Raw genomic sequence first — 21,008 nt, 5'->3', positions numbered from 1 at the left:
GGGATCAGAGATCCTGCGCCCGTTCGATCAACTCGCCTTTCCAGCGCCCTGACTGCACCACTTCGATCAGCAGGGCGCGCACCAGGTCGCGCATGCACGAGGCGGCAAACGTCAGCGGCTTGTGGGTCGAGTAGGCGAGGGAGACCGTGCGGCGCACGCTGGGTTCGACGATGCGCCGGGCCATCTGCTGCGGGCTTTCTTCCACCGCCGGCCAGTTGCCGATGGTCGCGGCCAGCCCGGCGCGCACCAGGCTGCTCAGGCCCTGGGCGGTCTGTTGTTCGTAGAACACATTCAGTTCCAGCCCCGCCTCGATGGCCGCCTGCTCCAGGCGCCGACGCAGGTGCGAGCTGGCTCGTGGCGCCATCACCAGGCGGCTGCTGACCGCCTTGCTCAGGGGGATGGTGTCGTCGGGGCTGTCCGCCGCCTGCAGGCTCAGCCAGTACAGATCTTCGGTAAAGATCGGTTCGGCATGCACGTGTTCGAGTTCCTCGGCATTGGGCACCACGCCGAAATCGACCTTGCCCAGCTCGATGGCTTCACCGCCTTCCTGGCTCAGGCCGTCGCGCACGGTCAGCTCGATACCCGGAAACTTCTCGCTGGCGCGGGTAATGATCAGTGGCAGCAGCAGCGCCGAGGCAGTGACCGGTATGGCGATGGCCACGCGCCCCTTGGGGTTGCCCCTGGTGGACTCCAGTTCATCCTTGACCGAGTCGATGGTCTGCACCACCGAACGCGCGATCTCGTACAGGCGGCGCCCGGCATCGGTGAGACTCACCCCGTCGTGCAGGCGTTCGAGCAACTGTATCTCCAGTTCGTTTTCCAGCAGGTTGATCTGCCGGCTCAGCGCCGGTTGGGCGATGTAGGCCCGGCGGGCCGCCGACGAGAAACTTCCGGCCTCGGCAATCGCGATCAGGTAGCGCAGTTGTTTCAGTGTCATGGGGAGCTTCCGCGGCCATGCCGGAGCGTTATGGGGAGTATCGAAAGACGATATTGGTGGAGCCCGGAACGCCTGATTAGGATGGCACCACGGTCCTCATATGACCTGTTTATTGGCCCCGTTGCAATACTAATAGTTTGTTTTTCAAGGCCTTGCGTCAGTGCTATGGCCCCGCCCCAACAGGAGTCCGCTGCATGAAGCCCAACGCTGTCTCGTCCGGCCTGAGCCGCTGGCTGCTGGGGCCGGGGCGGGAGCCCGACCCGCGTTTCACCCTGGCCAATGAGCGCACCTTTCTTGCCTGGATTCGTACCGCGCTGGCGCTGCTGGCCAGCGGCATCGCCGTCGAGGCCTTCACCCTGGAAGTGTTCGGCGCCGCGATCAAGCATCAGCTGGTGCTCGGCCTGCTGAGCCTGAGCTTGCTGCTCAGCCTGGGGGCGTTCTGGCGCTGGTTGCGGGTGGAACGGGCCCTCAGGCGTGAGGAAGCGCTGCCGGTGTCGCTGCTTACGCCGCTGCTGTCCCTCGGTTGCACGCTGCTGGTCACCGGCGTACTCGCGGCGCTCTGGGGGCGGGGGTGAACGACGCGGCGTTGCAACCGGAGCGCACCGCACTGGCCTGGCGCCGGACTCAGGTGCTGTTGCTGCTGGTCGCCGCCCTGGCCCTGCGCTGCTGGCCACGGCACCCGTCACTGGTCGCAGCCGTCAGCGCCCTGGCCGTGTTCCTGGCACTGGCGATCCTGCTCGAGCAGGGCCGCTGCTACCGCCGCGCCTGCCGGGGCATCGCCGCTCAGGGCCCGACCTGCAACCCTTTGCCGATCCTGTTTCTCAGCCTGGGCGCCAGCCTGCTGGCGGCGCTGGCGCTGTTCGCCGTACTGCTGGATTGCCCTGGTGTGTCCCTTCGATAAGGAGCAACAACATGAAGCCGCAATGGTCCTGCCTCAAGGACGTCAAGATCATCGACCTTAGCCAGCTGCTCCCCGGGCCCCATGCCACTTCGCTGTTGTTGCAGCTGGGCGCGCAGGTGATCAAGGTCGAGCAGCCCGGTACCGGCGACAGCTCCCGGGCGCTGGGCAATGCGGTATTCGCCCAGTTCAACCGGGGCAAACGCTCGATCGCCCTGAACCTCAAGGACCCGGCCGACAAAGCCGCGTTCCTTGAACTGGTGCGCCAGTGCGACGCGGTGGTTGAAGGTTTCCGGCCCGGGGTGATGCAGCGCCTGGGCTTGGGCTACGAGGAGCTGGCCGAGGTCAACCCGGCGCTGGTCCTGTGTTCGATCTCGGGTTTTGGCCAGAGCGGCCCCTATGCCGCCCATGCCGGTCACGACCTGAATTACCTGGCCATGGCCGGCTACTGGTCGATCCCGGTGCAGGTCGAGGACAAGATCGCCCGGCCCAAGGTGCGGCTCTCGGACTATGCCGCCTCGGCCTACGCGGCCTTGTCGTTGTCGGTGGCGATCATGAGCGCGCGGCAGCAGGGTGTCGGCCAGCACCTGGATGTGTCGGTGCACGACGCCATCCTGTCCTGGACCGCGCACATGGCCTGGCTGTCCCGAGGGTTCGAAGACCAGCCGCTGGCCTCGCCGACAGTGTTGCCGGAGAACGACATCTTCCCGACCCGCGACGGCCGCTACCTGGCCATGGGCATCCTGGAAAACAAGTTCTGGCTGACTCTCTGCGAGGTGCTCGGTGATGAGTTTCCGCGACTCAGGGATGAGCGTTTCGCCCATCGCATGAGCCGCTTCGGGCACAAGCAGGAGGTCAATGCCCTGCTTCGGGAGGTGTTCCTCAGCCGTACCCTGGAGCAATGGAGCCAGGCTTTCGCTGGCCACGACTTGCCGTTCTCGCCGCTGCTCACGGCCAGCGAACTGTTCGACGACCCCCACGTCCAGGCTCGTGGAACCATCCGCCCGCTGCCGGAGGAACGGGCGATCAGCGTGCGTTTTCCGGTGAAGTTCTCCCTGGGCCTGCCGGACAGCGATGCGACAGTTCCTGACTTGGGAGAGTACGGTGTCGAGGTCTTCAAGGCGGATTGCTGAAAGGCGGGGAGTCCTGTTTTGGGAAGCTGCCAACACTGCGTCGGACACGTCTTAGCGCTCACTCCGTCTCGTCGTATCGGGATTGAGGCCGCTCTCCACGGATCCCAACTGAGTGTTGTTGATGATCCGCCCGTGGTCTGCCTTGACGGCTGTTCGTCTGTCGAACAGGAGCCTGACTGGCCGCGTTCATCCAGCAATGCCCGAGGCGTGCCGAGGTCGCTGGCTCATGTGCGCTCGCTGGCAAGGCCGCGGCCTCCTCAGCCAGGACGTTCCCGAGCGATCGGCCGTTGGCTGAGCGCCAGGCAATAGCCGTTGCAGTGGCGCAAACCAGATTCCCTGGATCCGTACGGCATGCCCTGAAGTGGCCAGGCGATCGCGGCCTGGTCTGCTACCGACGGCTCATGCTGATCGATATTCGAGAGCGCACGGTACAGCGCTCCGGAAAACGCCAAGGGCCTGGCCCAGATGTCCTGCTGGCCTCGGTCGGGGATTGGACAATCTCAACATCAGCCCGCGTCTTGTTCATGGGGCAAGCAGCATCAGCCGGACAATTTTCCATGAGCCCTCTCGGCTTGCCCAAGGGCCTTGTTTACCATGGGCATCGATTCAACGGGAGGCGCGCAATGGAACTCAAGTTCAGTCATGTGGATGTCTTGGTCAACGATCTCGAGCAAGCCTGTGCCTACTATGCGCAGATACTCCAGGCCAGGATCTCCACCACCCAGGTCTGGGAAAGAGGCGGCCTGCACGTGCGCTACGCGATTGCGCTGATCGGCCAAGAGCGTTTCATGCTGGTGCAGCCGCTGGCGGGAAACCTCAGGCAGCTGCTGGACTCTGCAGGGGAGGGGATGATCTACCGTCATTGCTACTCGACGCCGGACATCGAGAAGGCCTACGACGAACTGATACTCGCCGGAGTTCAGCCGGAAGATGAAAACGGCCAGCCCCTGGCCCGGGAAAGCCTGCAATCTCCCTCCGGGGCGCGGATCATCTGGTTGCCCAAGCGCTTCGGGCACTTCTCCATCGAGATCCTCGAGGAGCAGGCCCTGGAGGCGTTTATCGCGGCGGCGTTTGCTTGAGGGATAGCCTGAGGCATCGCGGCGCCGAATCATGCAGGACGCTGTTGCCTGCTTGGCAGGGGCAGGCACGCTGCCCGGTACTGGGCTGCTGCTGTGGGTGAGCCGCGAATGAGGCAGCTCGGCCCCGCCCCGGCAAGCGCCATGGCTAGTGCGTCAACCGTCGCAACGAGGCCAGTGACGCGCACTCGGACTGTCGCTCGAAGTCAATCCCCTCATGCTGCAGGCAGGCGTCTTCGTAGGCAATGTTGTCCCCGTCGGCCAGGGCCGCGAGGTAGGTGTCTATGGCTTCGAAGCTGCAGTCCGGGGGAATGTTCACCGAGAACAGCGACAACCCCTGAGTCAGAATGCAACTGGCGCCCAACTGCCGCAGTTTTCCTGCTATTGCGGTTTTGGCTTGGGGGGTTCCAGCGAAGACCCGGAGGGTGCTGTGGCCTCCTTGTTTGATGATGGTGGCGCCGATCAGCTCCTGGTTTTCCACCCGCACTTTCACCAGGTCACCTTTGCTGAGGCCGTACAGGTAGTTGGGGGTGTTATCGATGATGTAGGTGTCGTCGCCTTCCTTGATGCCCCAGAGCGATTCATGGGAGTAGGGTGGGTAGCCATCGGCATCCTGTTCGAGGGAGAAGACGATCTTGTGAAAGATCGCGCTGGTGGCTTCATTGCTCATGTAGAACTTCCTGGCTGATCACGTCGCTGTCGAGGGCGGCGGGTGTTGGGTGTCTATGGTTCAGGGACGCGCTGGCAGGTTGAATCGGTTTTTTTCGAAGATGCGCAGCATTTTCAATAGAAACTGCAAGGGCGACTCGGTGTGTGCGCCGTAGAGATCCACGATCCCGACTTCTACGGCGCTGTCGACAAGAGTGCTGAACTCCTGGAGGTCGTTGGCTTTCACCTGCGCCGCCAGTGTTTGTGGAAGCTCATCTCCCCTGCCATTGAGCGCCAGGAGTGCTCCCTGTTGCTGCCAACTGCTGATGGGGCTAGCGGTGGGGTAGGCCATCAAGTGCTCAAGCAGTTCATCGATGGCAATGTGATGAATGGCTTTGATCTCGCAATAGTCGCGCAGACAGGCTGCGGCATAGAGTTGCAGGTCCCTGCCGCGCAGTTTTTCGAGCTCTTCAATCAAATCGGTCATATGGATTTCAGTGGGTTGTCGGCAGGTGGTCTGGCAGGTGTCTTTGCCTTCCAGGCGTTCGGCGCGAGTGGACCTGGCTGCGCATTATAGGGGCGGCGCTAGCTCAGCAGGCGGGGCACCGAGGAAGCCAGCAGGGCGACACCCGAAACGGTCAGCAGGCTGAGGACCACCTGGCGAAAGCGTGCATCGCTGATGGTGAAGTACATCCGGGTGCCAAGAAAGGTCGGGATCAGCATGGCCGGGGCGACGATGGCGAACATCGGCCACATGTCGCGCGTCACCATGCCGGATCCCAGGTAGGAGCCCATGGTCACCAGCAGCATCGAGAGGTTGAAGTTCTGGATGATCGAGCGCTGCGTATCACGGTCATATCCCCTGAGGGTGCACCAGAGCGTCGGCAGGGTGCCGGTAAAACCGCCGATCCCGCCCATGATGCCGCCGATAAAACCCACGCCGCCATTGGCCAGCCGGCCGCCGAAGGTGATCACGGGTAGCCTCTTGGTCATCAGCATCAGCGGGCACCAGAGCACCAGCAAGGTGCCCAGCGCTGCCTTGAAGGCGTGGGTGTCCAGCTGGGGCAGCAGCGCTACTCCCAGGGGAATGCCCAGCAGGCCGCCGAGGACAAAGGGCAGCAACTGCTTGAGATCAAAGCCCCGACGTACCGAGATTGCCGCTACTACCTGGCCCAGCAAGGCACCGAAGACCGTCAGGATGGCGGCCAGCTTTGGATCGAGCACCCAGGCCCAGAAGGACATCGCCACCATGCCGAAGGCGAATCCGGAGAGCCCTTGTACGAAACCTGCAACCACGGCGCCCAGGGCGACCACCAGATAGATCGAACTCATTTGCACCTCTTATTGGCGAGTGCGGGCGTGCAATTGAAGCGCGGCCCGCCAGCTTGTTGCCGGTGGATCAACGACGCTCTAACGCTTGGAGAAAACCAGCAATCTCGCCGGTACAGGCGGTTTTTATGGCGCAGGGCGCCAGGTGACCGAACTCAGTTACCAGGTGCTCGATGAACGCTCGGTCAAACACAGTGGGAACCAGAGGGGCCTGATCATCCTCCGGGTATTCCGGTTGCAGCAAGCCGATGCGATGCCACCAGGCAACTCGGGGAGAACGCTTGATATGCTCGGCCCGATACTGATAGCAGCGTCTTTCCGGGTTCAGCCCCCAGTAGTCGGTGATTATTTCCGCAGCCCCCCTGATCTGCCGTCGGGTGGATACCAGGAACGTCAGTTCCTTGCGCAAGCGTTCGCCCAGGCGCGCCAACAGGCTTTCAGGGATACGCAGGACACGGATGATTTCGTCGATGAGACGGGTGTTCGAGGCGCGGAAATAGGCTCGATACATCAAGTCGACATCCTGTCGGTATCTGCCGATTGACTCGGCAGGCGGCAGCAGGGGGCACTCGGGTGCAATCCCCCAATAGAACTTGGGGCCATGCCTGATGGCCTCTGCATGTTGGGGGCAGAACAGCCCCAGAAGATCCCAGCAATACTCTATGTGGGTGCCTTGAGTGTTCCAGTGCATGGTGTAGATATTCAGCGGGTCGCAGTGGACCCGGCCCAGCAGCATGATCGGCTCGCTGCATCCGGGATGTTCGCAGCTTCCGCCCGAGCGATAGAACATCTTGCGCAGGCCTTCGGGATGAACCTCGATCGACAGTGAGCGTTCGCGCACAACCACATGGGACTCAAGCCCCGCAGCCCTGATGTGGAGCCAGTCCTCATCGGTGTAATGCGCTTGAGCGGCAGCGTCAGGCAGCTTGAACAATCGGGTTTTGTGAATGAGGGGTGCAGGGTTGCCAGCGGTGATGATGTGCGGGGTTCTTTTGCTCAGATTCAGAGTGTTGGCGGCGCCCGGCGCCATTTTTATTTCATCGAGCATGGCCGGATAGCCCATCAGCAGGATGTGTTGTTCCTTGTACAACTTATCGATCAGTTGCTGTTGCTGAGGGGTATCGATCCGTTGATCCCCCACAACCAACAGGTAATCAATGTGGATGTCCAGGTTGTCTAAGGTCCGGCCGTCCTGGTCATGAAGCGTGTAGGGGTACAGGTCGAAGAGTGGCGCGAGCAGTTGCACCAGGCTGCTGCGCTGGTAGCTGGCGCTCAGTTCTTTCTGCCATTCCTTGACCTGGTCGATGGCGTCTCGTGCATCGCTGTGGAAGCCGAAGGGAAACGAGTTCCTGAATATTTTCTTTTTCGAGCTTTCGATTTCAATCAGAACGATCTTGATGCTTCTGCGGCTGATGGTTATGAAGGCGAAATCACTGACCAACCGACCTGGAAGTGGCAGTTTGCTGATGATGGCATCGAGAAAAACGCCGCCCGGGTACAGGCCTTGGGTCGGCAGTAGAAATGGGCTGGCCTCGATCAGGGCGTGCAGGCGGTTTTCGTTATGCCCTGTCGGCGCCTCTGGGCTGTTGGATTTGCTCTTGGGGGCAGTTTTTTTTGCGCCGTTGGTTTTTGCCTGATCGCCTTTCTGGCGATATTTATTCGTAGTGCCGGGCTTTTCTTTCCCAGGTTTCTGTTTGGCAATCAGGGGGCGGTACTGGTGCACAACTTTTTCGAATTGGCTGAGCAACTCCAGCTCTATTGCGCCAAGAGGTCTGACTTCCATGGGGCTTGACTCCGATTCGAGGCCGTCATCTGGAGCGCGCGCGGGCCGGTTCGATGGCCATCACTGGCGAATAATGGTCGTGACAGTAGCGAAGTGCTATTGATTCTTCCAGTGTCGATCGGGGTCGCCTGACCTCGAAAAGAGCATGCGGGGTAGGGACTTGGGTGAGGCGATGGGGGGCAGGCCGGGTTTGAATAATCCCGGAAATAATGCTGTGATTGCGCCCGTGCCGCGCCCCGAGCGGTTCGCCAGGCCTGTTCTGCAGGTGGCTGAGCATCCCCGCTTTATTCAGAGACACAGCGAAATGGATAGCCAAGAAACGACAAACCGGATGTCGCCGTTGCCTTGCCGCGACGACGCGGGCCAGTGCCTGGAGGATATCGCCGCCGCCACTGCGCTGGTGTTGGAGACCAACAATCTGCGTGGCGGCAAGGATGGGGCCAAAGCCCTGGACAGCCTCGAACGGCTGCTTGCCCGATTGGCCCGACAGAGCGTCTCGCCCCAGTCGCTTGGCCAGTGGATCATCACCCATGACGGCCTCGATCTACCGGCACGCCAGGCGTTGTGCGCACTGGCCGGACGGCCCTTGGACTTTATCGAGATCGATGGCCGGACCGGTTACTACGATGCCAAGAATGTCGGCTTCGACGCGGTCGACCAGGCACGCTGTGCGTACGTGGTCTTTGCCGATGCCGATTGCATTCCCTGCGACCAATGGCTGGAGCAGCTGCTGCAGCCCTTTGCCCAGGCCGATGCGCCGCTCGCTGTCGCCGGCCGCACCAGTTATGCGCCAAGCGTCACCGGCAGTGCCCTGACCGCCATCGACTTCATGTATTTCCCCAGCCCCTTGTGCCCCGGCGCCACGCGCAACTTCTATGCGAACAACGTGGCCTTTCGCTGTGACACCTTCGAGCAGTACCGCTACGAACCGCTCGACGGCGTCTACCGCGCCCATTGCCAGGTCATGGGGCTGCGTCTGCAAGCCGCAGGCGTGGCGGTTGCCTATGCGTCGGGCGCCCACACCGAACATCGCCTGCCCGACAGCCATGGCGAGGTGGTCAAGCTGCGCTGGCTCAGGGGCGGCGACAGTGTCGACCTGACGCCCTATCTGGTCCGCGCCTATATGCCGGGCTGGCTGCAATGGCTGGCACGCAGCGGGCCGATCGGCCCCTTGTGCGTGATGGCTGGTCGCCTGGGCTACAGCCTGCGCGCCCTCAACCATCAGGACTTGCCGCCGGTACGCGGGGGCCGGCGCCTGGGGGCGATGGCGGTGGTGATCGGTATGTCGCTGCTCGACACCGCCGGCGCCGTGGTCCGTGGCCTGGGAATCAGCGTCGGTCGCGCCAGCGCCCGGCACAGTGAAGCCCTGTCCTATCACCGTCACCTGGATTGATCCGCCTCGCGCGTACCGTTGCACGCAGGCTGCGTGCCTACAGGAAGTTCCGATGAAAATACCTTCGCTTGCCTCTCTTGGTTACTCCATGGCGTGCCTGGCATTGCTGGCCCTGGGTGGCCAGGCCAGTGCCGCACCTGCCGAATTCAACGGTCGCGGGGTGTATCACTTCGCCTCGGACAGCGGCTGTGCAACCTCCACCAGCAACGATCGCAACTGCAACCGCATCGCCCTGGACGTGGTGGATGCCCAGGCCAGTGTCGACCCGCAAACCCATTCCATCGTGATCGGCGCCGATACCGGCCATGACAGCAAGACGGTGATCGGCGACGTGCTGCTGCATGGCAGCGGCGTCGCCAAGAATGGCCAGCGCGTGCCACTGAATCTGCTGGTGCTGCTGCGGCGCTCGGGCAAGGTGTGGAAGTCCGATACCTATGTGCACGCGCCGGTGCGTGGCAGTTTCAGTGACATCGTTCTCGACCCGTATCGCATCAGCGTCCGCGAGGGCAGTGGCGAGCGGGTGCTGTTCAGTGCCGAGCAGGCTCGCAAGGTCCTGGCGCAGCCGTCCATCGCTGCACGAGTGGCCAGCTACTTTGTGGTGGTGCGTCCCAGTGACGCGCAGAACCCTGCGGCCGACGACATCACCATCGGCCTGGGCGTCGGTCGTGCGTCCAAGTCGCTGATGCGCGCCAGCTTCACCTCATCGCAACCGGGCGATGCCGAACTCGACCAGGTGCTGTCCAAGGGCACCTGGAACCTCGATCTGCAGGCCCTGAGCAGCCAGATTCCGCAATGGGTGGTGCAGCGCCAGCTGTTTGTCTTCGGGCTTGAGGACAGCCCTTTGCTGCAGGAGGTGCGCCAGCGCGGCCTGAACAAGCGCGACAGCCTGGAACTGGGGGCGGTCAACGGCCAGGGCTACCTGCGTTACAACGGCCGAGAACAGAGCTTTCCCACGGCCAGCGTCGCAGGCTCGGCTTTCATGCGTGACAGTTTCATTGGCCTGATCCTGGCCTGGCACCGCAGCTCGCAAGTGGCCGCAGCCGCAGCGGTCAGTGACGCTGCCCCACAGGCCGCACAATGACCGTGATTGAACACCGCGTCACGGAGCAGGGCTTCAGCTGCCTGGGCATACCCCCGGCCCAGGGCCTGGGAGCGCTGCAGGCACGCCTGGTGGACCGCATCAAGCGCGCCGCGCTGCGGCGCCTGCATCGCAGCGTGCGGGGGGAGCGCCTGTTGCTGCGCATGTACCTGGCCGGCGAGGATGCGACCGAACGCACCTTGCTGGAAGAGTTGCTGCCGCAGTCGCCGCCCTGGCTCGAGCAGCAGGTCGAGCGTCACCTGGCCGATGAACGCCGGCATGTGGCGCTGTTTGCCCAAGCCCTGGGGGAACTCGGGGATGACGCTGAATCCCGGCTGGAGCCGGACTGGCTCAGCCGACGCAAGATCTTGCGCTGGCAGCGCCTGGCCCATCGCTACGCGGTGCATTTCGAACAGGGCTTGCTGGTGCCGGCCTACGCCACCGGGCTCTGTGCCGAGCAGATGGCCGAGCGGGTGCTGCGCCGCCACTGCGCGGTGATCGGCACCGAGCACGAAATGTACCCGCTGCTGGCCCGGGTCCTGGCGGACGAGAAAGCCCATGTGCGACTGTGCGAGAACACCTTGCGGCGCATCGTGGCGCCCCATGAGGCGGCGCATCTGGCACGGCTGCTGAAGGACATCCGCAGGGTCGACGCAAGTTTTGGCGTGACCGGCGCACTGGCGATGTACGTCGCCGGCTGGGTGCTGGGCGGTGTGGGCGGCCGTCGCCGATGAGCCCTCGAATTCTCTACCTGGCCACTGCCGATGCCCGTGGCCACCTGATGCGTGCGCAATTGCTGGTGCATGGACTGCGCGCGGCCGGGGCCCAGGTCGAGGTGCTGACCACCTCGCAGCAGGGGCAGGACTTTTTGCAGCGCTTCGGGATCGAGGCCGGGCTGCTGTCGGAGCACTATGCGGTGCAGTTCGACAGCGAGCAGAACATGCTGCGCCAGGCCACCAATCGCAACGTCGCGCACTACCTGTTCCGCCCCGGGCGGATGTTGCGGGACATGCATCGCCTGGGACGTCGGCTGCGCAGTGTGGACCGGGTGATCAACGACTCCTTCCACCCGGCGCTGCTCTACATGGGCATGTTGCCGGGCTGGCGGCGCAAGGTCGTGCATGTGTATGGGGCGAGCCTCAAGGTGGCGCTGCTGAACAATTTCCAGGGCATGTGGCCGCGCCAGTTCGGGCGGTTGTTCGGCTGGATCGTCGGCCGTCAGATCACGGCGGCGCGGGCCAGCATCGAGCATGACTTCGCCTACGAGATCGACGACAGCCAGGCCCCGGCCCTGTATCGCCTGCCGACTCCGGTGGCCTTGGCCTGTGAGCTGCCGGCAGATGCCGTGGCCGGCGCGGCGGTGTACCTCAACCCGCATTTTCGCGAGCCCGCTCTGGCCGATGCCTTGAGTGCGGGCCTGGCCGATGCCGGGCTGGATGCGCATCGGGTGGGCGAGGGCTACGCCGGACGCCCGGGCTGGCTGGCGGTCGACCCGCTCTGGGCCAGTCGCGCAGCGCAGGCGCAGGTGATGGTGTCGGCGCCGGGCATGGCCGCGCTGTCGATTGCCAGGGTCTATCAACGGCCCATCATCCTGGTGCTCAGCGACCAGCCCGAGCAGGCTACCAATGCGGCCCGCGCCGCGCAGTTGCAGGTGCTGCACCGGGTCGTCACCTGGCGCGGCGACGGCGCCGACTTTCGCGGCCAGGTGGCTCGGGCGGCGCAGCAATTGGCGGCAGCGGTCGCCGCTGCGCCTGCTGCAACAGGCCGCGAGCAGGCCCAGGCGCGGATCGACGCCTGGGTCGGCCGCTTGCTCAGCCTGTGAGTTCGCCGCTGTGCACTGCCCGACATCCCAGCATGCATTCATTAGGTGAGCGGTCATGGGCCATTTCCTGCAACGCCTGAACCGGGAGACCCAGTATCGACAGGCGCTGCTGGCGTGCCTGGGATTGCTGCTGGGGCTGTGCCTGTTCATCGGCTTGCAGCGCCTGGTTACACCGCGCTACAGCTGGGCCACAGCGCTGGATTCGATGATCCCGTTCGTGGCTCAGTCGTGGTGGCTGTACGTGCTGTTCTTTCCCTTTGTGCTGTTGGCGGCGGCCTATGCCAGCACCGAGGCATTCAGGGCCTTCAGGAACGCGACCGGGATCGCCTTTGCAGTGGCCATCCTGTGCTTCTGGCTGTTCCCCGAACTGCTGCCCCGGCCTGATATCGGGTCGCTCGACAGTGCATTCCTGCAGCAGCGACTGGCCCGGATGTGGCAGTTGGACCTGCCGTCCAATGGATGTCCCAGCCTGCATGTGGCGGTGACCTGCCTGGCCTGCCGTGCGCTCTGGGCACGCCCTTGCAGATGGCTGACGGCGATTGTCGGCCTGCTTGTCTGCCTGTCGACCCTGACCCTCAAACAACACACGCTGATCGATGTGGCCGGCGGAGTGCTGCTGGCCCTGGCGTGTGCCCTGGCCACCCAACGACAAGGAAGCACTGCCCGTGTCCCAGCCTGAATCCCATGCCGGCGACAACCTGGCGCTGAAGGCTTTTGCCCCGGCCGCCGAGCTGTTTGTACTCAAGCCCTGGATCAGCCTGCTGGCGCTGCTGGCCGACTGGGGCTTGATCGCTGGGGCGTTCGTCGGCGCGGCGCTCTGGCCCCACCCCCTGACTTACCTGCTGGCAGCGCTGGTCATCGCCCGCAGCCAGCTGGCCCTGGCGGTGATCATGCATGAAAGCGCCCATGGCGTGCTGTTGCGCCAACAGAGGCTCAACGATCTGCTGGGGCAACTGTTTGCCGCGGGCCCGCTGTTTCTGTCGATGCAGACCTACCGCGCGGGCCACCTCAAGCACCATCGAGACCCGATGGTGCATGACGACCCGGTGATCGTGGTCTTTGGCCTGGGGGATTACCCGCTGCCCAGGGGCCAGCTGGTCAGGCGGCTATTGGCCGATGCCTGCGCCGTGGGCTATTTCATCAGCGCTTTCAGGTTCGCCCGGGGCGACTACCGGGCGATCATGCCCAAGGTCGATAAGTCCCCGGGTTATATGGCCTGGGAGGTCTGTTCAATGCTGGCCAGCAACGCTTTGCTGTTCGGCCTGCTGGCCTGGTCCGGGCACCCCTGGCTCTACCTGGGGTTGTGGTTGCTGCCGGCCATTACCCTGTTGCCGTTGCTGGGGCGGGTGCGAGCGATCATGGAACACGCCGGGTTGCCTGTCAGCACCGACCAGAGCCAGAACGCGCGCAGCATCGTGCAGGCGAACTGGCAGACTTTCCTGTTCGGCCCCCACGCCATCCACTATCACATCGAACATCACCTTTATGTGCGCATGCCGTTCTACCATTTGCATGCGGTGCATCGGCAATTGCGGGCCCGGCAACTGCTGCCGGAGGGCAATCTCTATGGGGGGTACATGGGCGTGCTGCGGGATGTCAGTTATCCGACGCCTGCGAGCGACCACGATGCCGCGACCTGAGCGCCTGGGCCCGCGGTGGAGCGGGCCGGCCGCAGCGAATCTGTTGAGCCGATGGCCTCTGTGCCCGGCCCTCGGCGGTTGGGGGCGAAGGCGGGCGGCAGGGCGGCGCAGTGCCTAAGCGGGCAAGCCGGTCCTGATCCACAGGGAAAAACACCAGCCGCTGTTTTGCTGCGGATCCGCAAAGCCCATGGCAATCCGTGCTCCGTTGCGCTCGGCAATCGCCTTGACGATCGACAGGCCCAGTCCCGAGCCGGCCTCACCGGACCCCAGGCAGCGATAGAAGGCATCGAACACCCGCGCTTGCTCGTCCTCGGCGATTCCCGGGCCCGAATCCCTGACCTGCAGCCGTGCACTGTCCCCGTCCCGCTCCACCGAAAGGTCGATGCGCCCGCCTTCGGGGGTGTAGCGGATGGCGTTGTCCAGCAGGTTCTTGACCAGGGTGAACAGGTCCATTTCATTGATCAGCACCTGTACATCCTCGACGCTCTCGACGCCGATATCGAGGTGCTTGCGTTCTGCCAGCGGCAGCAGGTCCTCCAGCACCCGTCGATAGACTTCATGCACCGAGACCCGCGCCTGCGGGCGCTCAGCGGCAAATTGTACGGTCGCCAGGCTCAACAGCTGATCGATCAGTTGTCGGCCTCGTTCGATGCCCTGGGACAGGGGCAGCAGGCGTTCCCGGGCCTGTGCCGGCATGTCCGCGGCGGCCAGGCGCTCGGCCTGCAGGGACAGGGCGGTCATCGGCGAGCGCAGTTCGTGGGCCGCATCGGCGACGAAGCGCCGCTGGGCTTCCATGGAGTGTGCGACCCGCGCCAGCAGGCGGTTGATGGCCACCACGAATGGTCGTACCTCAGTGGGCAGGTGGCCCTCGTCGATCGGGTGCATCTCCTGCTCGGCACGCTGGTCGATCTCTGCCGCGAGGCTGGCGATCGGGCGAAACAGCTTGCGCACCAGGTCACCGACCACCAGCAGCAGCACCGGCAGCAGAATGACGAAGGGCAGCAGGCTGCGCCAGGCGCTTTCGCGGGCGTCCTTGTCCCGGGCGCCGACTTCCTGGGCGACGGCGATGCGCTCGCCCTGGGCGGTGCTCCTGACCAAAACGCGAAACGCCTCGCCTGCCACCTCAAGGGTCGACAGGCCGTCGGCCAGGGTGGGGGGGAACGGCAGCGGCAGGACTTCGTCGCTGCCGCCCGCCGCGTTCTTGCCATCGGCCAGGTACTGGATGATCACCCGGGACTCTTCGTCGTCGCCTTCCAGTGCGGTGCCGGTGGGGTAGTGCAAGGTCATCCGCTGGCGGTCGAACAGCGCGGCCACCTGGCGCAGGGTATCGTCCTGCAGCTCATGGGCTTCGTCGAACGCGGAGGCGAAGGCGAACACCCCGGCAACGCTTGCCACCAGCAGGATCACCAGTGACAGGGCCACCGACAGCCTGAGCTGCACCGACTCGTTCAAGCGTTTTTTGAAACCATCCATCCCAGTCCCCTGACGTTCTTGATCACGTGGCTGCCCAGTTTGCGCCGCAAGGCGTGTATCAGGAATTCGATGGCATTGCTTTCCACTTCGTTGCCCCAGCCATAGAGGCGGTCTTCCAGCTCGCTGCGCGAGAGGATGGCCCCCGGGCGAATCAGCAACGCCTGCAACAGGGCGAACTCGCGGCTGGACAGCGGGATGCCCGGCTGATCCGCGGTACTGGCCTGCTTGGAAACCAGGTCCAGGGAGACCACGCCATTGCCCAACAAGGGCAGGGCATTGCCGCCCTTGCGCCGCAGGACCGCACGCATGCGCGCCAGCAGTTCGGCCATGGCGAAGGGTTTGAGCAGGTAGTCGTCGGCGCCGCCATCGAGGCCACGCAGGCGAGCGTCGAGGCTGTCGCGGGCCGTGAGAATGAGCAGGGGGACGGGGTTGTTGCGGGCGCGGAGGATGTCCAGCACCTCCAGGCCGTCCTTGCCGGGCAGGCCCAGGTCCAGCAACACCAGGTCATAGGGGTGGGTGTCGAGGGCGGCGAGGCCGCTTGGGCCGTCCTTCACCCAGTCGGCGGCATAGCTCGCATCACTCAGGGCGCGCTGGATCGCGTCGCCAATCATTGGGTCGTCTTCGACCAGCAGTATCCGCATGTCCGGCTCCGGAGAAAATCAGGCGCGGCCGTCATGACGGCCGCGCCGGACAGTGAAGCACTTCAGGCGTGCTCTGTCGCCGCTCTTATGGCTGGCCCTGCATCGAGTCGAAGGCCTGCAGCAGGTTGGCCATGGCGGCCTTGCAGTCGACCAGGTTCGGGCTGCTGGTACGCAGGGCGTCCAGTGCCCGGTCGATGGCCTTGTCCACGACATGCCAGTCGGCGGCAGCGCGGGGCTTGATCCCGGCCTCGGCGGAGTCCCAGGAGGTTTCCAGGTCCTTGATCCGGATCTTTGCCCCTGGCAGGTCATTGCGCTCAACCAGGGCCGCGACCTCGGCGGCGATGGTGCGGAACCCGGACAGGTCGCCGAGCTTCGAGCTGGCCTGTTGCTGGCTGTTGCTGGTGCCGGTTGCGGCACCGGTGGGTTTGTCGGCGGGTTTCGAGCAGCCGGCGGCAAGGCCGAGCAAGGCGATTGCGCACAGGATGGCCAGGCGACGGATGAACGGTTGGAAGTAGCGCATGAGAGGTTCCTTGAGGGGCAGGTTCATTGGGTGAGGGTTTTGCGATTGCCGACGCTGATTTGCGCGACGGCCACCAGCAGCACGATGACGCAGAGGAACAGGGCGCTGGTCCAGGTGGCGCCCATGCCGAGCCCGCCGTAGGTCTTGGCCTGGGTCAGCAGGTCGCCGAGGGAAGCGCCGAAGGGGCGGGTCAGGATGTAGGCGATCCAGAACGCCAGTACCGTGTTCAAGCCCAGGCGCCAGGCCATCAGGGTGGCTGCGATCAGCCCGCCGAAGATCACCGCGCCGAGGGTGAAGCCCAGGCCCAGGGCCTCGGTGGCCAGGTCGCCGGCGGCCGTGCCCAGGGCAAAGCTGCAGAGCACGGTGGTCCAGTAGAACCATTCACGCCTGGGGGTGACGATTTGGCGAATCGACAGGTTGCGTTCCACCCGGTACCAGACCAGGAAGTTGATCGCCAGCAGCGCCGAGAACAGCGCCGTGCTGGTGTAGAGGCTGACGCCCAGCTGGTCCGTGAGGATGTCGGTGATCTGCGTGCCGACGATGCTCACCAGCACCACCGTCAGCCAGTAGATCCAGGGGGTGTAGGCTTTGCTGCGCAGTTGGCAGAGCAGCGCGGCAGCCAGCAGCAGGGCCATGCCGATGCTGGTCCAGCCGGCGCCGAACCCGGCATCGACGGCGAGAAAGTCGGCACCGGTTTCTCCCACCGTGGTGGACATGACCTTGATGACCCAGAAGGACAGCGTCACCTCGGGGACTTTGTTCAGCCAGCGGGCTGTTGTGGCATTCATCTGAGTGAGCTCTCCTGAGCGCGTTGAAGGGCGCAGGGGAGAAGCTACGGTAGGAAACTTAGCTGGGACTGAGGGGCGCGCAGCTGGTTCGCGATTCGACGGCAAAGGCGCTCAACAACGGCCCCGCGCTGTCACGCGGCGCCGTAGGTGTTTGAAACAGAGTGGCTCGGATGGGGCGGCATTCATGCCAGGACCCCGGGGCGCAGGCCTGGGCCCATGGGCGCGGCGGGCTTGATGGCCGATCGCGCCCCGGGGTTCCAGGTGCCTACCAGGTGTAGCTGTAGCCCGCGCTGACCGACCAGGGCTTGTCGAGCTGCGAGCCGCCGGCATGCTCATAATCGGCATACAGGCGGTGGTGCTCACCCAGTGCGGCACTGATCCCCAGGCCCAGCTTGGTGTGGCCGCCCGACAAGTCCGTGCGGATCGGGATGTTGTTGCTGCGCACCGTGCTCTTGCCGTCGAACTCGTGGACCTGAGCCAGCTTGACGTACGGCTGGATGAAATCCTCCTTGCCCAGGTCGAAGCGTCGTCCCAGTTGCAGGCCGGCATTCAGCTGGCGCGAGTTGCCGGCACCGGCCGACACGTCGAGGTCGTTGCTGGTCCGATAGTGGTCGCCGCTGACGTGGGCGACCGACAGGCCGGCCTGGGGCTCGATGAACCAGCCTTCCCCCAGTTGCAGTTGGCGGCCGATTTCCAGGGTGGCGCCGATTGCGCTCTGCGTGGTCTTGCCCTTCACCGACTCACCGTCCGTGGCCTGGACTTTGAAGTCCTGGCGGATGCGGTTGGCCTTGAGCAGGCTGTCGAGGTACCAGCCGTTGTCGGCGAGCCAGGTGACGTAGCCTCCCAGGAAGTAGCTGTCGGCGTTGCCCTTGCCCTCGCTGTGGAAGCTGCGGTCCGCCTGGCTGTAGCCGGCCAGGGCGCCGATGTACAAGCGGCCGTCTTGCACCGCCAGCGCCTTGTCCGCTCCGAGCTGCAGGCCGCTGACGGTCTGTTCGAAGCCCCGGGCGCCGGCGTTGTTCAGGTGCTGGCGCTCGCCGAAACCACGGCTCCACAGCCCTTCGGCATGCGCAACCTGACGCAGCTCGCGCATGCGCTTGGCAAGCACCCCCGATTCGGCATGCCAGATGGCCTGTGCGGTGCTGGCCGCGGAGGTGTTGACGGCGGCACTGGCCGCGGTCGACAGGTGTTCCGGAGCAGGGGAGATTTCTGCCTCCGGATCGTCCGCCAGGTTGCGTCCGGTATTCACCAGGCTCCAGTCCGAAGCCCGACCGCCGAGGGCATCATCGCTCTTCAACTCGTAGCGGTAGGTGCCGATGTCCACCACCTGATCCCGGTTGGCCAGGGAGAAGTGACCCGCACCACCTGCCGACTGCACCAGTTGCACGGCGCCGTCGGCCATCGTGGGTTCGGCGCCGCTGTTGGCCACCAGGATCTGGTGCTGGCCCTCGATGTTTCCGGCGACCCGCAGCAGGTCGCCCTGGCCTCTGCCGAGGTCGGTACGCATTTCGAACAGACCGCTGCCGGTGAGGTTGCCGAGGACGTCCAGCACCTTGAATCCGCTGCCCGGGGTGTCGAAGGAGATTGTGCCCGTGGTCTGCAGGTCCTTGAGGGTCGAGTCGCCGCGCACCTGCCAGGTACTGCTGTCGTCGATGTGCAACCTGTCCAGGGTCCGCCCGTCGGCGCCGACCTGCAAGGCGCCCAGCAAGGTTGAGTGATCCTGCAGGCTCAGGCTGGCCGAGCCGCTGTCGACCACCACGTCGCCCTCCAGGTAGCTGCGCTGCGCATTGAGCTGTACGGCGCGGGCGGCGATGGCCGGGGCGCCGGGAGTGCTGTCATTGTCCCACTCGCCAATGCGCAACGCGGTGCCGTTGCCGCTGCGGGACTTGCCGATCAGCGTGGTGTCGACCAGATTGGCCGTGAGCCCGCTGCCCTTGACCGCGATGCCGGCGCCATCCTCGGTTTCGATGTAGCTGTTGCTCAGGGTGAGTTCATGGTCGACCCCAGCCGTTGCCGAGTAGGCCACGATGCCATCCGCGCCAGCGCCGCTGGTGCGCATGTCGACCCAGTCCAGGGCGCCCCGGGTGCCGCTGTTGCCGAACATCAGGCCCGTGGCGAAGTCGCCCAGGGTACGCACCTTGGTGCCGGTGACCTGCAGGCGCCCACCGTTGGCGAGCAGGGCATAGGACCTTTCGCCGTGGGTGGTGACCGACCCACCCGTCAACTCGATGTCGGACACTGCCGTGCGTGAAACCACGCCAATGGCCGAACGGCCGAAGGTCTCGATGGCCACGCCACTCGCCCTGATCGTGGCGCTGCCGCCACTGCCCGGGTAGAGCTGCGAGGCGTAGAGGCCGTGCCCGCTGCTACCCCGGGTGGTGATGGAGCCACCGTCCATGGTCAGGCTGCCTGCACGGTTGTCGATACCCAGGCCACTGTCGTTGCTCATCTCGATGGTTGAGTCCTTGACGGTAACGACGCCCTTGCTCGTCAGCGATATGCCTGACGCGTAGCTGCCATTGCTGCTGATCTGGACCCGCTCCAGCTCGGCCTGGACACCGTCGCCCTGGATGTTGAGGCCGTAGCTTTGTTCCGAGTGCACCTTCACATCGGTCAGGACGGCGGTGGAAGGGGTGAGCTTCGGCCCCGAGGCACTGCTCAGATGTATGCCGGTGTCTTGGGCGTTGATGCTGCTCTGGTTGAGCGAGAGCGTGCCGCCGGCCACTTTGGCGCCTATGCCCCAGAGCGTGGTGATCTCGCTGTGGGTCGCGGTGACGCTGCCCCGGGTGATCTCAATGCCGTTGTTGCTCGATTGCGCATCGCTGCCGGTGGCGCGCAATGTCGCCTGGTCGAGGACAACGCTGCCGCCATCCCTGGCGTGGACTGCGGCGGAATTGTTGCCCTGGACGGCAATGTCCAGGTGCTTGCCAATGATCGTTGCGTCCTCGCCTGCGGCACTCAGGCCGTGAGACATGGCGCCGCTGGAGGTGATGGAGCCCCCCTCGACTTCGGCGTGTCCCCCCGCTTCCACCAGCACCGCATCAGACATGTAGCCTTCGGTGGTGATCCGGTTCCCGGTCAGAACGGCCGTGCTGTCGGTGTTTTGTACCCGCACGCCGACGGCCGAGGCGGCACCGAGCATATTGATGGTGCTGTTGGACAGCTCCAGTGATCCACCGGAGCTGACGCGGATGCCGTTGCTGCCGACGCCCGTTCCGGCAATGCCCGACTCGATCCTGACGCCGTCGGCCGAGAGGGCGTTTTGGCTACCGCTGATCTGCACTGCGGTGCCCACTTGGCCATTGATCACTTCGTCGCCGGCATCGAGCACCCTGGCTTCGCCGCCGGGGGAGGACAGGTCGATGCCGGGATAGACTCTTGCCAGGGCGTTCGATGGCATGGAGGAGAGCAGGACTGTCAGCATGGCGGCTGACAGTTGCGTCGCTTGGGCTTTCATGAGTACGTCCGGTTGGCACTGATTCATCCGAACGCAACGAATCAGTATCTGGCAGGAATGGGATGGCCAGCGTTCGAACAGAGGCCCATGGCACAGCGCAAAGACCCGGAGGACTGACGCTTTGAATGCCCGAGAGATTTTTGAACCTTGACTCCCCGGGGTAAATCAGAGCTTTCTTAAACCGCCGTGCGAAACGTTGGTCCGTGCCCTGGAATCATCAGTTGCGCACTCCCAGGCACGAGCGTGCCTGTGGCAGGTGGGGCTGGATGGGCGGGTTCGGCCGTGGCAGGCAGGGCGGATCGCCAGGCACTCGGCACAGGAGCGCTGCGGGAGGCCCATCGAGGGCATGGGAGCAAGCCTGATATCCCGTAGGCCGGTCCTTCAGGGAGCAGCAG

General features: G+C 64.5%; 20 protein-coding genes. 10 read left to right on the top strand and 10 right to left on the bottom strand.

The genetic code is table 11. The features are described 5' to 3' along the window. Nucleotides 1-4 precede the first annotated feature (4 nt). On the bottom strand, nucleotides 5-937 hold the full coding sequence (locus ACZ5BO_RS20815; protein WP_464696362.1) for a LysR family transcriptional regulator: 933 nt from the start codon (nucleotides 935-937) through the stop codon (nucleotides 5-7). Nucleotides 938-1,131: 194 nt separating this feature from the next. On the opposite strand from ACZ5BO_RS20815, the gene ACZ5BO_RS20810 reads away from it, so the two are divergent. From ACZ5BO_RS20810 to ACZ5BO_RS20795, 4 genes are all read left to right on the top strand, one after another. Next, nucleotides 1,132-1,512: a YidH family protein gene (locus tag ACZ5BO_RS20810; RefSeq protein WP_464696361.1), complete on the top strand. Its 381-nt coding sequence runs from the start codon at nucleotides 1,132-1,134 to the stop codon at nucleotides 1,510-1,512. Beyond that, nucleotides 1,509-1,838 carry a DUF202 domain-containing protein gene (locus ACZ5BO_RS20805; RefSeq protein ID WP_464696360.1) on the top strand — a complete coding sequence of 110 codons (330 nt, stop codon included), beginning with the start codon at nucleotides 1,509-1,511 and terminating at the stop codon, nucleotides 1,836-1,838. Before ACZ5BO_RS20810 ends, ACZ5BO_RS20805 begins: the two co-directional genes overlap by 4 nt. Nucleotides 1,839-1,849: 11 nt before the next feature. Next, complete coding sequence (locus tag ACZ5BO_RS20800) at nucleotides 1,850-2,968, top strand: CaiB/BaiF CoA transferase family protein (protein WP_464696359.1); 1,119 nt, start codon at nucleotides 1,850-1,852, stop codon at nucleotides 2,966-2,968. Between the two features lie 623 nt (nucleotides 2,969-3,591). Next, the gene (locus tag ACZ5BO_RS20795; protein WP_464696358.1) at nucleotides 3,592-4,047 is read left to right on the top strand and encodes a VOC family protein; all 456 of its coding nucleotides are present in this window, start codon (nucleotides 3,592-3,594) and stop codon (nucleotides 4,045-4,047) included. A 145-nt stretch (nucleotides 4,048-4,192) separates the two neighbouring features. On the opposite strand, the gene ACZ5BO_RS20790 is transcribed toward ACZ5BO_RS20795, so the two are convergent. The 4 genes from ACZ5BO_RS20790 to ACZ5BO_RS20775 form a co-directional block, all read right to left on the bottom strand. Next, on the bottom strand, nucleotides 4,193-4,714 hold the full coding sequence (locus tag ACZ5BO_RS20790; protein WP_464696357.1) for a DUF4265 domain-containing protein: 522 nt from the start codon (nucleotides 4,712-4,714) through the stop codon (nucleotides 4,193-4,195). 60 nt (nucleotides 4,715-4,774) lie between these two features. Beyond that, the gene (locus tag ACZ5BO_RS20785; protein ID WP_464696355.1) at nucleotides 4,775-5,179 is read right to left on the bottom strand and encodes a hypothetical protein; all 405 of its coding nucleotides are present in this window, start codon (nucleotides 5,177-5,179) and stop codon (nucleotides 4,775-4,777) included. A 98-nt stretch (nucleotides 5,180-5,277) separates the two neighbouring features. Beyond that, nucleotides 5,278-6,024: a sulfite exporter TauE/SafE family protein gene (locus tag ACZ5BO_RS20780; protein WP_464696354.1), complete on the bottom strand. Its 747-nt coding sequence runs from the start codon at nucleotides 6,022-6,024 to the stop codon at nucleotides 5,278-5,280. Between the two features lie 67 nt (nucleotides 6,025-6,091). Beyond that, entirely contained in the window at nucleotides 6,092-7,804 is a 1,713-nt protein-coding gene (locus ACZ5BO_RS20775; protein ID WP_464696353.1) for a Shedu anti-phage system protein SduA domain-containing protein, read from the bottom strand. Nucleotides 7,805-8,135: 331 nt separating this feature from the next. Here ACZ5BO_RS20775 and ACZ5BO_RS20770 point away from each other — a divergent pair, with 331 nt between their 5' ends. From ACZ5BO_RS20770 to ACZ5BO_RS20745, 6 genes are read left to right on the top strand one after another with little or no spacing between them, the layout of a single operon-like run. After that, nucleotides 8,136-9,197 (top strand): glycosyltransferase family 2 protein, encoded by a 1,062-nt coding sequence (locus ACZ5BO_RS20770; protein ID WP_025129839.1) that lies wholly within the window; start codon nucleotides 8,136-8,138, stop codon nucleotides 9,195-9,197. Between the two features lie 52 nt (nucleotides 9,198-9,249). Then, nucleotides 9,250-10,278 (top strand): hypothetical protein, encoded by a 1,029-nt coding sequence (locus ACZ5BO_RS20765; RefSeq protein WP_464696352.1) that lies wholly within the window; start codon nucleotides 9,250-9,252, stop codon nucleotides 10,276-10,278. Continuing rightward, on the top strand, nucleotides 10,275-11,009 hold the full coding sequence (locus tag ACZ5BO_RS20760; RefSeq protein ID WP_464696351.1) for a hypothetical protein: 735 nt from the start codon (nucleotides 10,275-10,277) through the stop codon (nucleotides 11,007-11,009). Before ACZ5BO_RS20765 ends, ACZ5BO_RS20760 begins: the two co-directional genes overlap by 4 nt. After that, a complete protein-coding gene (locus tag ACZ5BO_RS20755; protein WP_464696350.1) occupies nucleotides 11,006-12,097 on the top strand; it encodes a glycosyltransferase family protein in 1,092 nt (363 codons plus the stop codon). The genes ACZ5BO_RS20760 and ACZ5BO_RS20755 overlap by 4 nt, the downstream gene beginning before the upstream one ends. 55 nt (nucleotides 12,098-12,152) lie before the next feature. Then, complete coding sequence (locus ACZ5BO_RS20750) at nucleotides 12,153-12,776, top strand: phosphatase PAP2 family protein (RefSeq protein ID WP_464696349.1); 624 nt, start codon at nucleotides 12,153-12,155, stop codon at nucleotides 12,774-12,776. Continuing rightward, nucleotides 12,763-13,737 (top strand): fatty acid desaturase family protein, encoded by a 975-nt coding sequence (locus ACZ5BO_RS20745; RefSeq protein WP_464696348.1) that lies wholly within the window; start codon nucleotides 12,763-12,765, stop codon nucleotides 13,735-13,737. The genes ACZ5BO_RS20750 and ACZ5BO_RS20745 overlap by 14 nt, the downstream gene beginning before the upstream one ends. A 114-nt stretch (nucleotides 13,738-13,851) precedes the next feature. Here ACZ5BO_RS20745 and ACZ5BO_RS20740 read toward each other — a convergent pair whose 3' ends face one another. From ACZ5BO_RS20740 to ACZ5BO_RS20720, 5 genes are all read right to left on the bottom strand, one after another. Further along, nucleotides 13,852-15,210: an ATP-binding protein gene (locus tag ACZ5BO_RS20740; protein ID WP_464696347.1), complete on the bottom strand. Its 1,359-nt coding sequence runs from the start codon at nucleotides 15,208-15,210 to the stop codon at nucleotides 13,852-13,854. Beyond that, nucleotides 15,186-15,851 carry a response regulator transcription factor gene (locus tag ACZ5BO_RS20735; RefSeq protein ID WP_025129846.1) on the bottom strand — a complete coding sequence of 222 codons (666 nt, stop codon included), beginning with the start codon at nucleotides 15,849-15,851 and terminating at the stop codon, nucleotides 15,186-15,188. Before ACZ5BO_RS20735 ends, ACZ5BO_RS20740 begins: the two co-directional genes overlap by 25 nt. A gap of 85 nt (nucleotides 15,852-15,936) precedes the next feature. Beyond that, a complete protein-coding gene (locus ACZ5BO_RS20730) occupies nucleotides 15,937-16,371 on the bottom strand; it encodes a hypothetical protein (RefSeq protein ID WP_464696346.1) in 435 nt (144 codons plus the stop codon). 23 nt (nucleotides 16,372-16,394) lie between these two features. Next, on the bottom strand, nucleotides 16,395-17,159 hold the full coding sequence (locus ACZ5BO_RS20725; protein ID WP_464696345.1) for a COG4705 family protein: 765 nt from the start codon (nucleotides 17,157-17,159) through the stop codon (nucleotides 16,395-16,397). A 265-nt stretch (nucleotides 17,160-17,424) separates the two neighbouring features. Beyond that, a complete protein-coding gene (locus tag ACZ5BO_RS20720) occupies nucleotides 17,425-20,613 on the bottom strand; it encodes an autotransporter outer membrane beta-barrel domain-containing protein (RefSeq protein ID WP_464696344.1) in 3,189 nt (1,062 codons plus the stop codon). Between the last annotated feature and the right edge of the window lie 395 nt (nucleotides 20,614-21,008).

This window comes from Pseudomonas sp. FFPRI_1, assembly GCF_055384485.1.
The sequence above is the reverse complement of the archived record's forward strand: the minus strand, read 5'-3'. Positions and strand labels throughout refer to the sequence as shown.

What these genes read in the sequence shown, in the direction of transcription:
- ACZ5BO_RS20815 (WP_464696362.1), bottom strand. Translation starts at nt 937, where the DNA reads ATGACACTGAAACAACTGCGCTACCTGATCGCGATTGCCGAGGCCGGA.
- ACZ5BO_RS20810 (WP_464696361.1), top strand. Translation starts at nt 1,132, where the DNA reads ATGAAGCCCAACGCTGTCTCGTCCGGCCTGAGCCGCTGGCTGCTGGGG.
- ACZ5BO_RS20800 (WP_464696359.1), top strand. Translation starts at nt 1,850, where the DNA reads ATGAAGCCGCAATGGTCCTGCCTCAAGGACGTCAAGATCATCGACCTT.
- ACZ5BO_RS20795 (WP_464696358.1), top strand. Translation starts at nt 3,592, where the DNA reads ATGGAACTCAAGTTCAGTCATGTGGATGTCTTGGTCAACGATCTCGAG.
- ACZ5BO_RS20790 (WP_464696357.1), bottom strand. Translation starts at nt 4,714, where the DNA reads ATGAGCAATGAAGCCACCAGCGCGATCTTTCACAAGATCGTCTTCTCC.
- ACZ5BO_RS20785 (WP_464696355.1), bottom strand. Translation starts at nt 5,179, where the DNA reads ATGACCGATTTGATTGAAGAGCTCGAAAAACTGCGCGGCAGGGACCTG.
- ACZ5BO_RS20780 (WP_464696354.1), bottom strand. Translation starts at nt 6,024, where the DNA reads ATGAGTTCGATCTATCTGGTGGTCGCCCTGGGCGCCGTGGTTGCAGGT.
- ACZ5BO_RS20775 (WP_464696353.1), bottom strand. Translation starts at nt 7,804, where the DNA reads ATGGAAGTCAGACCTCTTGGCGCAATAGAGCTGGAGTTGCTCAGCCAA.
- ACZ5BO_RS20770 (WP_025129839.1), top strand. Translation starts at nt 8,136, where the DNA reads ATGTCGCCGTTGCCTTGCCGCGACGACGCGGGCCAGTGCCTGGAGGAT.
- ACZ5BO_RS20765 (WP_464696352.1), top strand. Translation starts at nt 9,250, where the DNA reads ATGAAAATACCTTCGCTTGCCTCTCTTGGTTACTCCATGGCGTGCCTG.
- ACZ5BO_RS20760 (WP_464696351.1), top strand. Translation starts at nt 10,275, where the DNA reads ATGACCGTGATTGAACACCGCGTCACGGAGCAGGGCTTCAGCTGCCTG.
- ACZ5BO_RS20755 (WP_464696350.1), top strand. Translation starts at nt 11,006, where the DNA reads ATGAGCCCTCGAATTCTCTACCTGGCCACTGCCGATGCCCGTGGCCAC.
- ACZ5BO_RS20750 (WP_464696349.1), top strand. Translation starts at nt 12,153, where the DNA reads ATGGGCCATTTCCTGCAACGCCTGAACCGGGAGACCCAGTATCGACAG.
- ACZ5BO_RS20740 (WP_464696347.1), bottom strand. Translation starts at nt 15,210, where the DNA reads ATGGATGGTTTCAAAAAACGCTTGAACGAGTCGGTGCAGCTCAGGCTG.
- ACZ5BO_RS20735 (WP_025129846.1), bottom strand. Translation starts at nt 15,851, where the DNA reads ATGCGGATACTGCTGGTCGAAGACGACCCAATGATTGGCGACGCGATC.
- ACZ5BO_RS20730 (WP_464696346.1), bottom strand. Translation starts at nt 16,371, where the DNA reads ATGCGCTACTTCCAACCGTTCATCCGTCGCCTGGCCATCCTGTGCGCA.
- ACZ5BO_RS20725 (WP_464696345.1), bottom strand. Translation starts at nt 17,159, where the DNA reads ATGAATGCCACAACAGCCCGCTGGCTGAACAAAGTCCCCGAGGTGACG.
- ACZ5BO_RS20720 (WP_464696344.1), bottom strand. Translation starts at nt 20,613, where the DNA reads ATGAAAGCCCAAGCGACGCAACTGTCAGCCGCCATGCTGACAGTCCTG.